Here is a 14492-nt window from a genome sequence, read left to right as displayed (position 1 = left end):
AACGTTAAGCATTACCTTGTGAACATCGAATATACTGACACTGTAAAAGCCTTATAGCTGTATATCAGGATGGTGTGTAATAAGTCTAGTCTTGATGCCAAATGAGTAAAAAAATTCAACCATCGTTCGCAAAGTAAACGTTAATTTAATGGTTGCACTTTTTTTGATGCTAACTTATTATCAATGTTAAAAGCCATGAAAGACTAACAGTGAAACAACTATTAAATATTAAGCAGACTGCAATGCATGAGCGCCTCTAAGCATCGCTTCAATTAACTCTTGAGCATCAAACTTAGTTAATGCCTCATTGGCTCCGACCTGTTTAGCTTGGCTGACACTAATTTCGCTGGATAATGATGTATGTAAAATTATGTACGCGTGTTCAATTTCGGGATTATTTTTAACCTCAAAGGCTAATTCATAACCATCAAGACCAGGCATTTCAATATCACTCACCAGTAAATCAATTGGTTTTCGGTCTGTAGCGGCTTGTTGCATAATATCTAGTGCGTCGCGACCATCTGCCGTCACTTGATAGGCAATGTTAATCGAGTCTAGTGCATCAGACAGCTGTTTACGGGCCACTTTTGAGTCATCCACCAGTAAAATTTGTAATGGTGTTAATTTTTCACGTTGAACATCGGTTAATATGGCTCGATTACGAAGAGGATCATCAGGAAAGATTTTTGATAGTAACAATTCGACATCCAGTAATTGAACTAACTGATCATCAAAACGAGTTACACCAGTTAGAAAGGCATTTTTACCTAAGTTGCTGGAAGGCGCCTCGATATTACGCCAGTTACACTCAATAATTTTATCGATTGAACGCACAAGAAAACCTATCACCATTCGCTGGCAATCAGTAATAATGATGTGGCAATCTTTACGCTCTTGTTCGGTCACAGGTTTATAACCAATGGCAGCAGCCATATCGATAACCGGAATAGTTATCCCCCGAATAGTGGCTGCACCCATAATGGAAGAGTGGGAGTGCAGAATTTTATTTAAAGGAGTAAACGGCACAAGTTCACGAATTTTTAAAGTACCTAAAGCAAACAGTTGTGTTTGATTTAACTTAAAAAGTAATAGACCCTGCGATTGATTCGCTTTGCTCGTTTTCGGACTCATCACTACTCCTTCATCTGAAGACTGAAATAAGCTTCACTATAGCATTTATCGTCAGAATATAGACTAACTTTAGCCAGCTATTTTATCTGCAAATATCATTATAAATCACAAAATTAGCAATTCATCCGATAATCAATGCAGCTATTACTAGACGATATTCGATTTACACTCAATCAAGCCCCACTGTTGGTAAAAGAGATATCGCTTACTCGCAATATAAAACAGGCTTGTAGTATTTAATGCTCTTTTCTCGGCAAACAGCCAGTGTAACGGGCATAGTCGATAATGGTTGAGATGTTCCGCCGCCTACAATGTAAATCATCACGGCCACTGTAATAAGCTTAACTGCCGATGAATATCGGATAGAAGGCTGAATATAACATTCGGGAATGTGGAGATGTTCGGTAAAAACAACAAAGGGAGTCAATTGATTTAATCAGTTACAGATCCAATCAATTGTCTCCCTAATAATATGAGATCTAAAACTATGAGATCTAAAACTATGAGGCTAAAACTCAAATAAATCAGTTCGAAGCGGCTTGCAGTTCGTAAAGCACGTCATAAACAAATTGATCCCAGCCTTCAGCATCAAACGCTAACCCGCAGGCATTTCTGACTTGGCTAACAGCATGCAAAGGGGCGGCACCGTTTTCCATCAAATAATAAGCCATCACCATTTGAGTACGATTAATTCCCGAACTGCAGTGCAATAATATTGCCTTTTGCTCACTTTCACATTCACGAATGAATGCTAATACCTGAGGTAATACCTCAGCACAAATGGCTAAATCTTGTGGTTTAGGTGGCATATTATCAGGTAAATTAAACACTTTATGACGCAAGCCTAATTCTGCCATAGCATCGACATCACAACCTTCACCATTATTTAATGATGCGATAGCAGCAAAACCAGCTTGCTTTAATTCAGCTAAGTCCCATGCATCTTTGTTTGGACCACTACGGCCTGCGACTTGCTTATCAACTAACCAAAAAATATCTTTCATATTACCTACTACTAATCAGATTTCTTAGCCCAAATACCAATATTAACGGAGGCTACTTTTTTGCGCTTTTTTTTACCACTACCTTCTGGCTTAGCCATTGGTTTAGGTTGTTCGAGTACGGTTTCAGGCACAACATCATCAGCCTCAAATCCGTTAACTTGTTCACGTTCAAGGCGAATTTTGTTTTTCTTCTCGATTACACAGAAGTGATGATACTCGTCATGAGACAATAAGGTCAACGCTAAACCAATTTCTCCCGCACGTCCACTGCGACCAATTCGATGCATATAATCTGCTGGGCTGCGCGGTAAGTCAAAATTAATTACCACAGGTAATTTTTCAATATCGAGACCACGGGCAGCAATGTCTGTCGCAATGAGTACTTGAATCTCACCCGCTTTAAAACCGTCTAATACCCGACTTCGCGCGCCTTGGGCTTTATCACCATGAAAGACTTCTGCAGTGATACCACGTTTAGCTAATTTTTCAGCTAAATGATTACAACTATTTTTGGCACTAACAAAGATCAATACTTGGCGCCATTGATGTTGTTGTAGCAAGTGTGCAAGTAATGCCGTCTTTTTTTCACGGTTAACCGTCATTACACGCTGCACTAAGGTACTCGTCTCAGCGCTTTGTAATTGTATCTCAAGTGGGTCCACTAACAACGCTTGCGTTAATTGACGAACTTCATCAGGAAAAGTCGCTGAAAACAATAACGTTTGTTTTTGCTTAGGGAGGAAGTTGAGTACTTGAGTCAATTCTTCAGTAAAACCAAGACTTAGCATACGGTCAGCTTCATCAAGCACCAACGTTGACACTTGAGACAACCTGAGTGCATTAGAAGAGACTAAATCGAGTAAACGGCCTGGGGTTGCCACTACCACATCCGCGCCGCCACGCAATGCTAACATTTGAGTGTTGACCGATACGCCACCAAATGCAGCAACCACTTTAATGTCACCATTTAAATGAACCGCATAGGATTTAAAGCTGTCAGCAACTTGCTTGGCTAATTCCCGTGTGGGTACCAAGACTAATGCACTCACAAAATTACCTTTAGCAGATGATGTTGCCCGACGATTCATTAATTGATGTAAAATCGGCAGAGCAAAAGCCGCTGTTTTACCTGAGCCTGTATTCGCACCCGCCAGTAAGTCTTTACCGGTTAGCGTACTGGGAATGGTTTCAGCTTGGATTGGTGTAGGCTGAATATAATTAAGCTCAGCTAATCTTGCCAACAATGGGGTATGCAGGCCAAATTCAGCAAAAGTCGTGACTAAAGAAGCTTGGGTCATGTATCAAATGCGCTCAAAAAAAGGTTATCAATCGGTCATTTTAACGTACTTTGGCGCAGCAGTCAGATAAATCAGTTAATTTCGTCAATCCCTTCTAGGTCGAGTAGCCATTGCTTCATGTCGAGCCCATAAGCATAACCTGTGAGCTTACCACCTTTGCCTATCACCCGATGACATGGGACGATAATGGCAATTGGATTAGCACCATTTGCAGCCCCCACAGCTCTAACGGCTTTAGGTCGCCCAATAGTATTAGCGATATCACTGTAACTGCAACGCTGACCGAATGTTAATTGACTCAATGCTTGCCAAACCTCTTGTTGAAACACTGTCCCTTTCGGCGCTAAGGTCACATCAAATTGTTGCCTTTGCTTAGCGAAATACTCAGCTAACTGGAACACAGTTTCATCAATGTGTCGCTGAGCCTGTAACAGTAAAGTTTGAGCATGCACTATGCCACTTTGCTGCAATGTAACTTGAGTTTGAATTTCTACTGTTGAACTTATTTGAACGAGATCCTCAACCTGTAAATGCGTTAACCCATGCTCAGAGGCTTTAAGCGAGAGTAAACCAACAGGACTTGTCACTAAAGCGTGACGCTTAGGTAAGGCAAATTGGGGCATAATATTATCCTTTTTTTGCAATAACAGGATCGTTATCCCAAAGCTGAAATGTTAAGTAACTGCCCCACGGTGATGCTTGTTTTGCGATCTCAGCGGCAATATTTAGGTATGATTTAGGTGTTTCAATGGCTTTACCCAATTGCTCATGTAACGCATGCAGGCGATTTTTAATGACTAAGTCAGAGCTCAAAAAAACATCAGGATCGCTCAAGCCTCGCATGTTAACGTAAGCAACTGTCCACGGGCCAATACCTTTTACCGCAAGCCAATCATCAGGCATAGAATCTGGGTGTTGATGCACAAATTCCCCCAAGGCATTTAAGGCTAATTTTCGCGCACCAGGCATGTTAAGTTCATCTAATGATGCCTTAGCGATTGCTTCTGCTGTCGGGAATAATCGCCAAGTTTTACCATCAATTACCAGTGAGGTACCATAATGCTCGACCAGCAAATTTAATAATTTAGTCGCTTGCAGGACACTCACTTGTTGCCCTAAAACGGCTCGACAAGCAGCTTCAAACACACTACCCGCGGCAGGAATACGCAAACCACTATCAATTTTGGCTCCTAATTCGATGATGGGTAATAATGCCTGCTGGATTATATCCATGTCGGCATTTAAATCGAACATGCGACGAAGTTGCAACACTATATTGTGTAAAAACTTAATATCATTGGCATCAACTAAGTAAATACTCACATCAAGTTGGGGTTTATCTTTATGAGCTGAAATGTAAAAAAAACCCTCCACGCCATCAAATGAAAACGTTCGACCATAACGGCCAGAAATATCATCAATTACTTCCATATTGTCGACTTGGCGAAAGGCATAAAAAGCCAACATCTTCGCCCAATTGAGGGGTGGTCTGTAGGCTAATGCTAATGTTATTGGTTTAATATAAGTACTCACGTGGTTATCTTTGTGAGGGTGAATAACATTCGTTGAGGATCGACTTTTCTGGCGTAAATCACTTGGGGTTAATCGTAATTCTTGTTTAAATATTTCATTAAACCGCCTGATGCTATTAAAACCCGCAGCCATGGCAACTTCAGTCATCGATAATGGTGTTTGGTGCAATAACTGTTTGGCAAACATCAACTGTTGGTACAACGCAAAGCGTTTAGGGGATGTACCCAATCCTTGGCTAAAGAGTTTATTCAAATACCGACTGCTAATACCTAGTTTCTCTGCCAGCTTGACCACAGTTCCTGGATTGTCGCCTTTTAAAAAGCCTTGCTCAATCAACTTTATTGCCCGCATTAACGTTGTTTGAGTCCCTAACCACGCAAATGAGCTTGGTGCACTATCTGGTCGACATCGAAGGCAAGGCCTCAGTCCAGCATTAGCTGCTTTTACAGCAGAATCAAAGTAACGCACATTTTTCTCATAAGGCGCAGGCGCGGGACAAATTGATCGACAATAGATACCTGTAGTTAGCACCCCTGTAAAAAATTGACCATCAAAGCGAGCGTCACGACTTAATCTAGCCTGCCGGCAAATCTGTGCTGCAACATTACAATCGCTGTGGATCTGTACCATTAGTCTCGCTAGCCTCTTTACGTTAATCAGGTTCAATCGAAAACTGAACCATTTTCCCTGCACTGCGTACTTAAGTGATTACTTTACCGAAACACAACCACCACGACTAGCGGAAAACGGAACTCAATCGTTTCGTATCATGTAACAATTTAACCGATTACATTTGGCCATTTTACGTTATCCTAGTCAGCAGAACTATCACCATGAAGTTAGAGCATTAGATGTTTAAATTTTTTGAATCATTGACCCAAGCATTACCACAAGAAGAACCGAGTCAGCCACCCAATACCTTATATGCATTTTGCCGCCATTATACCCGCGGATTTGGTAGGCCATTAATTATCATGTCGGTGCTTACGGCGGTGCTGGCGATGTTGGAGGTATCACTGTTTGGCTTTATGGGCAAATTAGTCGATTGGTTAGTGACCAAAAACCCGCAAACTTTGTGGCAAGATGAAAGCACGACGTTAATTACCATGTCGGTGGTTGTCTTAGTGGTCATTCCTGTGATTGTTTGGCTACATTCGTCTATCGTGCACCAGACGCTTTTGGGTAACTTCCCCATGGCCATTCGCTGGCAAGCGCATCGTTATTTACTCAAACAGAGTATTTCTTTCTATCAAGATGACTTTGCTGGACGAATAGCCACAAAGGTCATGCAAACCTCGCTTGCGGTACGTGAAACGGTAATGAAATTGCTGGACGTACTGATGTATATTTTAGTGTATTTCACGTCTATGCTCGTGATGATTGCCGCTGCTGATGTGCGCTTAGTGTTACCCATGCTCCTATGGTTGGCTGCTTATATCTTGATTCAATGGAAATTAGTGCCAAAGCTAAAAGCAATATCCACAGAACAAGCCGATGCTCGTTCAACGATGACAGGGCGTATTGTTGACAGTTATACCAACATTTCAACCGTAAAACTGTTCTCACATACCACCCAAGAAGCCGACTATGCCCAAGATAGTATGACGCGTTTCTTAAAAACCGTTTATGGCCAAATGCGTTTGGTGACGATAATTAATGTTTTGGTACAAATCATCAATTACCTTTTAGCATTTACCATCACCGCAGTGTCTATTTGGTTATGGGCTGACAGTGCGATTACGGTTGGCGCCATTGCCATAGCCGTGAGTTTAGCGTTGCGTTTAAATGGCATGTCACAATGGATCATGTGGGAAATCAGCTCACTTTTTGAAAATATTGGCACGGCGACCGATGGTATGAATACGCTATCTAAACCCATTGCTATCCAAGATAAACCCGACGCCAAAGACATTGTTGTTAATCAAGGTAAAATAGACTTTAATCAAGTTTGTTTTCATTATGGCGAGAAAACGGGCGTTATTGAGCAGCTAAACCTGAACATTAAAGCGGGGGAAAAAGTCGGTCTGGTTGGACGTTCAGGCGCAGGAAAGTCGACCTTAGTGAACTTACTAATGCGTTTCCATGATGTGGAAAAAGGTGAAATACTCATTGATAATCAACCAATAACGGATATTCGCCAAGATTCATTACGCGCCAATATTGGTATGGTGACTCAGGATACGTCGTTATTGCACCGTTCAATTCGTGAAAACATCTTGTACGGCGATCCCCATGCAAGTGATGAACAATTAATGGCGGCAATCACTCAAGCACAAGCGGCAGAGTTTATTGAAAATTTAACTGACCCATTTGGTAATAAAGGTCTTGACGCTCAAGTTGGCGAACGTGGAGTAAAACTCTCAGGTGGTCAACGTCAACGAATTGCCATTGCACGTGTATTATTAAAAAACGCGCCGATTTTATTGCTTGATGAGGCAACCTCAGCACTCGATTCTGAAGTTGAAGCAGCGATTCAAGAATCCTTTTATGAATTAATGGAAGGCAAAACCGTGATAGCAATAGCGCATCGACTGTCAACGATTGCGGCTATGGATAGACTCATTGTATTGGATCAAGGCTGTGTTGTTGAACAAGGAACCCATCAAGAGCTCATTAATGCCAGTGGCATCTATGCGCAACTCTGGGCCCATCAAACTGGAGGGTTTTTAGGGTTAGATTAATTAAGTACTTAAATTATTAAAATAAAACTAATAAGAGCCACTCAACTTTGAGTGGTTTTTTATTGCGGTTTGCCGAGATAACCCAATCCAACAAAAACATCTACATTAGAGACTTAGCAATTAACAAAAATAATTGATGTACAAAAAAATGGTAAAGCTTAGGGGGTTTAATAGATGCAGCGAGATAATTTGATGAGATTAACAGTAAAGCTATATGGTGGTCGCTACTGGGCTCGAACCAGTGACCCCCTCCTTGTAAGGGAGGTGCTCTCCCAGCTGAGCTAAGCGACCTGGGATATAACGCAAAATCTAAATTGATATGGTGGTCGCTACTGGGCTCGAACCAGTGACCCCCTCCTTGTAAGGGAGGTGCTCTCCCAGCTGAGCTAAGCGACCTGGGATATCAATCTATTTTTGTAAAAAAGCGTGTAAAATATGGTGGTCGCTACTGGGCTCGAACCAGTGACCCCCTCCTTGTAAGGGAGGTGCTCTCCCAGCTGAGCTAAGCGACCTGGGATATTTTACTTTCAAGTCCACCACTCTATGAGAGAAATGGTGGTCGCTACTGGGCTCGAACCAGTGACCCCCTCCTTGTAAGGGAGGTGCTCTCCCAGCTGAGCTAAGCGACCTGAGACTCTAACAGTTTAGTTAATTATATGGTGGTCGCTACTGGGCTCGAACCAGTGACCCCCTCCTTGTAAGGGAGGTGCTCTCCCAGCTGAGCTAAGCGACCTGGGATATAATTAACAACATTGACTTCATAAATAAAATCATGGTGGTCGATACTGGGCTCGAACCAGTGACCCCCTCCTTGTAAGGGAGGTGCTCTCCCAGCTGAGCTAATCGACCTCGCTGTGTGGGGCAGTATTATAGGGAGCGAGCAAAGCCTGTCAACGCTTTTTATTTAAAAAAATGTCAGTCGAGCTAAAATTGTTCGCTTTGATGCTTTGTTAAACAAGAGATTGAGTTTAATAATAAAGAAAATTCAAAAACCGCCTTAGGTTTACGCGTCCGCCATTTCAACTACTCAGTTAGACTGTTAGAATGACGCTACATTTTTTTGTTTGTCTTTTTATAGACGTTTATAAATAGGTTAGTGTCCGATTATGACAACTAAGACGCGTTTTGCCCCAAGTCCAACAGGTTTTCTTCATGTAGGTGGTGCCCGTACTGCTCTGTATTCATGGTTACACGCACGTGCTAATAATGGTGAATTCGTACTGCGTATTGAAGACACAGACATTGAACGTTCAACTCAAGAAGCCTGTGATGCTATTCTTGATGGTATGAACTGGTTAGGTTTGACTTGGGATGAGGGTCCTTATTATCAGACTAAGCGTTTTGATCGTTACAACGAAATTATTGAGCAAATGCTAGATAATGGCTCTGCGTACAAATGCTATTGCACACGTGAACGTGTTGAAAAAATGCGTGAAGAGCAATCGGCACAGGGTTTACAACAAAAATACGACGGTTGCTGTCGAAACCTTGCTCCTCGTGATACTGACGAGCCTTTTGTTGTTCGCTTTAAAAACCCCGCCGAAGGCAGTGTGATATTTGATGATCACGTTCGTGGGCGCATCGAAATTTCAAATGATATGCTTGATGATTTAATCATTAAGCGCACCGATGGTGTTCCTACTTACAACTTCTGTGTTGTCGTTGATGACTGGGATATGGGCATTACTTGCGTTGTTCGTGGTGAAGATCATATCAATAATACTCCACGCCAAATCAACATCCTTAAAGCACTAGGTGCTCCAATTCCTGAATATGCCCATGTATCGATGATTTTAGGTGACGATGGTGCCAAGTTATCTAAGCGTCATGGTGCTGTAGGTGTGATGCAATATCGTGATGATGGTTATTTACCTGAAGCACTATTAAATTATCTGGTTCGTTTAGGTTGGTCACATGGCGATCAAGAAGTATTTTCAATGGAAGAGTTGAAAACGCTGTTTAAATTAGATGATATCAATAAGGCGGCTTCTGCTTTTAATACCGATAAGCTAATTTGGTTAAATCAGCATTATATAAAGTCACTTGATCCTGTTTATGTAGCAACACATTTACAGTGGCACATGGATGACCAAAAAATTGATATCAGTAATGGCCCTGCGTTAACGGAAATTGTGACTGCATTATCTGAACGCGCTAAAACATTAAAAGAGTTAGCCGCTTCTAGTCGCTATTTCTATGAAGATTTTAGCGATTTCGACGAAGCACAAGCTAAAAAGCACTTACGAGGTGTGGCACTAGAGCCTTTAACATTGTTCAATCAAAAGTTATCTGAACTAAATGATTGGAGTGTAGAGAATATTCACCACGCTATCGAAGCCACTGCCACGGAACTTGATGTTGGTATGGGTAAAGTTGGCATGCCGTTACGTGTTGCGGTTACAGGCGCAGGACAGTCTCCAGCGTTAGATTTAACCTTGTTCTTAATCGGAAAAGAAAGATCTGCGCAAAGAATATCCAAAGCGATTGAATTTGTAGCAAATAGAATAAATTCCTAAAAAACGAGTTGACACTTTTGGGTATGCTGCATAGAATGCGCCTCGCAGTTGAGACATGATGTCAGGTTATTCTGGTAGCATATTCAAAAGCATTAAGTAAGAGGGGCTATAGCTCAGCTGGGAGAGCGCTTCGCTGGCAGTGAAGAGGTCCACGGTTCGATCCCGTGTAGCTCCACCACTTACTTGTTCATCTTTAATTAGATAATTAGCATTAATGTTTAGCCTACAGACATTGATGAGTATTCACTCGATACAGAGTATAACGTATCAACTGTGTCCCATTCGTCTAGAGGCCTAGGACACCGCCCTTTCACGGCGGTAACAGGGGTTCGAATCCCCTATGGGATACCATATTTAAGATGGTTGAACATAATTCGAAAGAGTTGTTTGATGATCTATTAAGCGTTGGTGTTTAGCCTACAGACACCAATGAGTATTCACTCGATACAGAGTTTAACGTATCAACTGTGTCCCATTCGTCTAGAGGCCTAGGACACCGCCCTTTCACGGCGGTAACAGGGGTTCGAATCCCCTATGGGATACCATATTTAAGATGGTTGAACATAATTCGAAAGAGTTGTTTGATGATCTATAAAGCGTTGATGTTTAGCCTACAGACATTGATGAGTATTCACTCGATACAGAGTATAACGTATCAACTGTGTCCCATTCGTCTAGAGGCCTAGGACACCGCCCTTTCACGGCGGTAACAGGGGTTCGAATCCCCTATGGGATACCATATTTAAGATGGTTGAACATAATTCGAAAGAGTTGTTTGATGATCTATAAAGCGTTGATGTTTAGCCTACAGACATTGACGAGTATTCACTCGATACAGAGTTTAACGTATCAACTGTGTCCCATTCGTCTAGAAATAGCGCTTAGGACATCGCCCACTTTGGTTTATAAAGAGTCGGCGGTAACAGGGAGTCGGAGCCTTTGGGTTTGTTCTTCATTATAGGTAACTAGCACTGGTGTTTAGCCTACAGACACCAATGAGTATTCACTCGATACAGAGTTTAACGTATCAACTGTGTCCCATTCGTCTAGAGGCCTAGGACACCGCCCTTTCACGGCGGTAACAGGGGTTCGAATCCCCTATGGGATACCATATTTAAGATGGTTGAACATAATTCGAAAGAGTTGTTTGATGATCTATAAAGCGTTGATGTTTAGCCTACAGACATTGATGAGTATTCACTCGATACAGAGTATAACGTATCAACTGTGTCCCATTCGTCTAGAAATAGCGCTTAGGACATCGACCACTTTGGTTTATAAAGAGTCGGCGGTAACAGGGGTTCGGATCCTTAGGGTTTTGAATTTCAATATAGGTAATTAAGCGTTGATGTTTAGCCTACAGACACCAATGAGTATTCACTCGATACAGAGTTTAATGTATCAACTGTGTCCCATTCGTCTAGAGGCCTAGGACACCGCCCTTTCACGGCGGTAACAGGGGTTCGAATCCCCTATGGGATACCATATTTAAGATGGTTGAACATAATTCGAAAGAGTTGTTTGATGATCTATAAAGCGTTGATGTTTAGCCTACAGACATTGATGAGCATTCACTCGGTACAGAGTATAACGTATCAACTGTGTCCCATTCGTCTAGAGGCCTAGGACACCGCCCTTTCACGGCGGTAACAGGGGTTCGAATCCCCTATGGGATACCATATTCAAATTTTAGTTATATTAGCTAGAATTTGGGGCTATAGCTCAGCTGGGAGAGCGCTTCGCTGGCAGTGAAGAGGTCCACGGTTCGATCCCGTGTAGCTCCACCAAATATTTGGTAACTAATGCATATTCAGTATATGACATTAATAAAAAACCACCTTCGGGTGGTTTTTTATTACCTGATAATTCTCTTTATTTAATCCATTTAAACTCATATTGTTCAGCCACCACTACCCTATAACATCACCATCAACGCTAACGTATGACTTTCCAACCATGACCATCTCTCGCTGCGTGACAATCCTCACACAAAATAACTTCCCACATAGCTATATAAATTAAAGCTATTACACCTCAATTAGTTACATATTAATAACATACGGCCAGATGCTTGCTTCTTATTATCTATCCTCATAAGTATTTATGGCGTACTTGTTCTAGAGCAAGTCAGCTCCTTGAGGAAAATATAACCCTAAAAAAAGGAAGCTAATTATCATAAAAAAATCAACAATCACCTTTTACACCGCCACTAAAGTCAATGGCTAAGCTAGTAACTATTGCTTCAGTTTTCGCGGCGAGTTTTAATGTTTTTGCTGACACTATAGAAATTACTTTTTCGCATCTCGTGGCCGAAAGCACGCCAAAAGAACAAATAGCACTTAAGTTTGAAGAATTGAGAGAACAGCGTTTACCCGGTGAGTAAGTTGTTAAAGTATTTTTAACTTACCGCTAATTGGCTGGGCATTGCTATATATGATATTAATATGCCGCAACTCGATGGTTTGAGTTTATTGCAACAACAGAAACAACAAGACGTTGAATTGCCAGTGGTACTATTAACCGGTCTGGTGATATGGCTATGGTCGTAGACGCTCAAAAAATGGCGCTTACGACTTTATTGAGAGTTAATCTACTTCGGAAACATCAATAACTTGCTTTTGGTGTTTCCCTAAGCGCCAAATAGTAACTAGGAGCAACACCAAAAGACTCATAGAGCCCACTACCACGCCATTCCATTCAGCTTTATGCCAAAACAACATTAAATATGGCCCACCTAAAGATGCACCAAGATAATAGCAACATAAATACAACGACGTCGCTTTAGCACGGTGACTCGTGGCACGAATAGCCACAAACGAATTACAGCAGCTATGAGTTAAGAAAAAACCGCAAGCGGTAATCAAAAATCCGACCACAATCGCAGTCAAGGTATCCACCAAGGTTAATAATGTGCCTGCAACCATTAAGCATAATGCCACTCTAAATAACGGCATTGACCCATATCGTACAATCCATTTAGCCGACAGCCAAGCAGCAAAGGTGCCACTCAGGTAGCATAGAAAGATTAATGTGGCTTGAAAACGACTGAGTCCATAAGGTTCGGCCATAATATGTAACTGAATAAAGCTAAACTGATTAACCATCATCATAAATGCTAATCCGCCAATTATATAAGCCAAACGCATTTGAGTGTCAGATAAATGGAACATAAAACCATTAAAATCTTGTTTGGCTTTGCGGCGCCAATTAATTTTTTCCTTTATAACAGAAGGTTTAATCTCCCTACGTGGCAATAAGTATGTAACAAACGCAACCCCCATGAATGTCACAATAAAAATTAATCCCATTGAAGATTGCCACGATAAATATTGGGCCATTAACCCCCCCAATAATCGACCCGCAATGCCACCAATGCTGTTTGCCATTATGTACACAGCAGCCGCTTTAAGCATAAAAACTGGATCTAACTGCTCTTTAAAATAGGCCATTGAAATAGCAGGCACTGCTGCTAATAATATCCCTTGCAGTAATCTAACCCACACTAAAGCATCAAAGCTTTGTGCAAAAGCCAATAAAATATTTGATGCTGCCAGCAACCATAAACTCATAACAATGGGCGCTAAGCGTCCAATTCTATCGGATAACAAAGCATAGAAAAGTAACGAGAAAGCTAAGGTAAAGCTAGTCACAGACAACACTAACGTGGCTTGTGCGCCCGACACATCAAAATGCTCCGCAATAGACGGCAGCATACCTTGCAATGTGTACAAGTTAATGTAAATCACCATAGAAGCTAAGCACAACGCCCAAATGAGGCGCGTTTCAGCATGGGAGCGCAACGTTGGCGTAAACTCTGTCATAGACCACCTAAACAACAAAATAGGGCAGGAAAAAGATTATTACCCGCCGAGTATATTAATCAATGGCGGGGATAAGAGTTTGTGAGCAAGGTTACGAAGCGGCTATTTAACGCGTTTCATTAACACTTGAGTGGTAAATTGACCGTTGTTGATCACACGGAACTTATCATAGGTCTGAAAAATCGCATTACCTTGGTAAGTGATCATCGCCACCACACCATAATCGACACCACGACTAATTAGCCCTGCTGGTAAGCTAAATTTAAACGGAACAGGCACTCTGGCAATATCAAAGTTTTTTTGAGCAATTATGGCCCCTGGGGTATTGAAATCAATTAATGCAATATTGATTTTACAACCCTTTGGCAAGGTAATTTTTTCTGCATATCCTGCATAACCATTAACAATAATGGGTTTTTCAGGCTCGATTGTCGTACATCCATGTAACATCATAGCAATCAAAGCGACAACCGCTAATTGTATGCCTTTGTTAATTATTATCATATTA

10 protein-coding genes, 14 tRNA genes and 1 pseudogene are annotated in these 14492 nt (G+C 41.6%); 12 read left to right on the top strand and 13 right to left on the bottom strand.

Annotated elements, in window-relative coordinates; translation table 11 throughout:
* Positions 1–228: 228 nt before the first annotated feature.
* The 5 genes from EGC80_RS12195 to EGC80_RS12175 all read right to left on the bottom strand — a co-directional run bounded on the left by EGC80_RS12195 (position 229) and on the right by EGC80_RS12175 (position 5596).
* Complete coding sequence (locus EGC80_RS12195) at positions 229–1131, bottom strand: chemotaxis protein (RefSeq protein WP_101030208.1); 903 nt, start codon at positions 1129–1131, stop codon at positions 229–231.
* A gap of 524 nt (positions 1132–1655) precedes the next feature.
* Positions 1656–2135: a dual specificity protein phosphatase family protein gene (locus EGC80_RS12190; protein WP_124013649.1), complete on the bottom strand. Its 480-nt coding sequence runs from the start codon at positions 2133–2135 to the stop codon at positions 1656–1658.
* An 11-nt stretch (positions 2136–2146) separates the two neighbouring features.
* Positions 2147–3433, bottom strand: a complete 1287-nt coding sequence (locus EGC80_RS12185) for a DEAD/DEAH box helicase (protein WP_124013650.1) — start codon at positions 3431–3433, stop codon at positions 2147–2149.
* 71 nt (positions 3434–3504) lie between these two features.
* Positions 3505–4056, bottom strand: coding sequence for a methylated-DNA--[protein]-cysteine S-methyltransferase (locus EGC80_RS12180; RefSeq protein ID WP_124013651.1), 552 nt, complete (start codon positions 4054–4056; stop codon positions 3505–3507).
* A gap of 4 nt (positions 4057–4060) precedes the next feature.
* Positions 4061–5596 (bottom strand): AlkA N-terminal domain-containing protein, encoded by a 1536-nt coding sequence (locus tag EGC80_RS12175; protein ID WP_124013652.1) that lies wholly within the window; start codon positions 5594–5596, stop codon positions 4061–4063.
* 221 nt (positions 5597–5817) lie between these two features.
* Between EGC80_RS12175 and EGC80_RS12170 the strand changes: the two genes are divergently transcribed.
* The gene (locus tag EGC80_RS12170; RefSeq protein WP_124013653.1) at positions 5818–7647 is read left to right on the top strand and encodes an ABC transporter ATP-binding protein; all 1830 of its coding nucleotides are present in this window, start codon (positions 5818–5820) and stop codon (positions 7645–7647) included.
* Positions 7648–7862: 215 nt separating this feature from the next.
* On the opposite strand, the gene EGC80_RS12165 is transcribed toward EGC80_RS12170, so the two are convergent.
* The 6 genes from EGC80_RS12165 to EGC80_RS12140 all read right to left on the bottom strand — a co-directional run bounded on the left by EGC80_RS12165 (position 7863) and on the right by EGC80_RS12140 (position 8496).
* Positions 7863–7938, bottom strand: a tRNA-Val gene (locus EGC80_RS12165).
* Positions 7939–7967: 29 nt separating this feature from the next.
* Positions 7968–8043: transfer RNA gene (locus EGC80_RS12160), tRNA-Val, on the bottom strand.
* 40 nt (positions 8044–8083) lie between these two features.
* Positions 8084–8159: transfer RNA gene (locus tag EGC80_RS12155), tRNA-Val, on the bottom strand.
* Between the two features lie 41 nt (positions 8160–8200).
* Positions 8201–8276: transfer RNA gene (locus EGC80_RS12150), tRNA-Val, on the bottom strand.
* 28 nt (positions 8277–8304) lie between these two features.
* Positions 8305–8380 (bottom strand) — tRNA-Val (locus EGC80_RS12145).
* 40 nt (positions 8381–8420) lie between these two features.
* A tRNA-Val gene (locus tag EGC80_RS12140) sits at positions 8421–8496 on the bottom strand.
* 257 nt (positions 8497–8753) lie between these two features.
* Here EGC80_RS12140 and gltX point away from each other — a divergent pair.
* The 11 genes and pseudogenes from gltX to EGC80_RS22715 all read left to right on the top strand — a co-directional run.
* On the top strand, positions 8754–10163 hold the full coding sequence (gltX, locus tag EGC80_RS12135) for a glutamate--tRNA ligase (protein ID WP_124013654.1): 1410 nt from the start codon (positions 8754–8756) through the stop codon (positions 10161–10163).
* A 102-nt stretch (positions 10164–10265) separates the two neighbouring features.
* Positions 10266–10341: transfer RNA gene (locus tag EGC80_RS12130), tRNA-Ala, on the top strand.
* A gap of 97 nt (positions 10342–10438) precedes the next feature.
* A tRNA-Glu gene (locus EGC80_RS12125) sits at positions 10439–10514 on the top strand.
* A gap of 118 nt (positions 10515–10632) precedes the next feature.
* A tRNA-Glu gene (locus EGC80_RS12120) sits at positions 10633–10708 on the top strand.
* Positions 10709–10826: 118 nt separating this feature from the next.
* A tRNA-Glu gene (locus EGC80_RS12115) sits at positions 10827–10902 on the top strand.
* Between the two features lie 296 nt (positions 10903–11198).
* A tRNA-Glu gene (locus tag EGC80_RS12110) sits at positions 11199–11274 on the top strand.
* A gap of 298 nt (positions 11275–11572) precedes the next feature.
* A tRNA-Glu gene (locus EGC80_RS12105) sits at positions 11573–11648 on the top strand.
* Positions 11649–11766: 118 nt separating this feature from the next.
* Positions 11767–11842, top strand: a tRNA-Glu gene (locus EGC80_RS12100).
* A gap of 32 nt (positions 11843–11874) precedes the next feature.
* Positions 11875–11950 (top strand) — tRNA-Ala (locus tag EGC80_RS12095).
* Positions 11951–12381: 431 nt separating this feature from the next.
* Positions 12382–12546 (top strand): hypothetical protein, encoded by a 165-nt coding sequence (locus EGC80_RS12090; RefSeq protein ID WP_206191876.1) that lies wholly within the window; start codon positions 12382–12384, stop codon positions 12544–12546.
* Positions 12547–12565: 19 nt separating this feature from the next.
* Positions 12566–12746: pseudogene (locus tag EGC80_RS22715) on the top strand (response regulator); the annotation flags it as partial.
* A gap of 2 nt (positions 12747–12748) precedes the next feature.
* Here the strand turns inward: EGC80_RS22715 and EGC80_RS12080 are convergent.
* Positions 12749–13984, bottom strand: coding sequence for an MFS transporter (locus tag EGC80_RS12080; protein ID WP_124013927.1), 1236 nt, complete (start codon positions 13982–13984; stop codon positions 12749–12751).
* A gap of 102 nt (positions 13985–14086) precedes the next feature.
* Positions 14087–14488 (bottom strand): YbaY family lipoprotein, encoded by a 402-nt coding sequence (locus EGC80_RS12075; RefSeq protein ID WP_101030200.1) that lies wholly within the window; start codon positions 14486–14488, stop codon positions 14087–14089.
* Between the last annotated feature and the right edge of the window lie 4 nt (positions 14489–14492).

It is taken from the genome of Shewanella psychromarinicola (assembly GCF_003855155.1).
GTDB classification, from domain to species: Bacteria; Pseudomonadota; Gammaproteobacteria; order Enterobacterales; family Shewanellaceae; genus Shewanella; species Shewanella psychromarinicola.
This window is presented reverse-complemented; position numbering and strand designations above follow the sequence as displayed.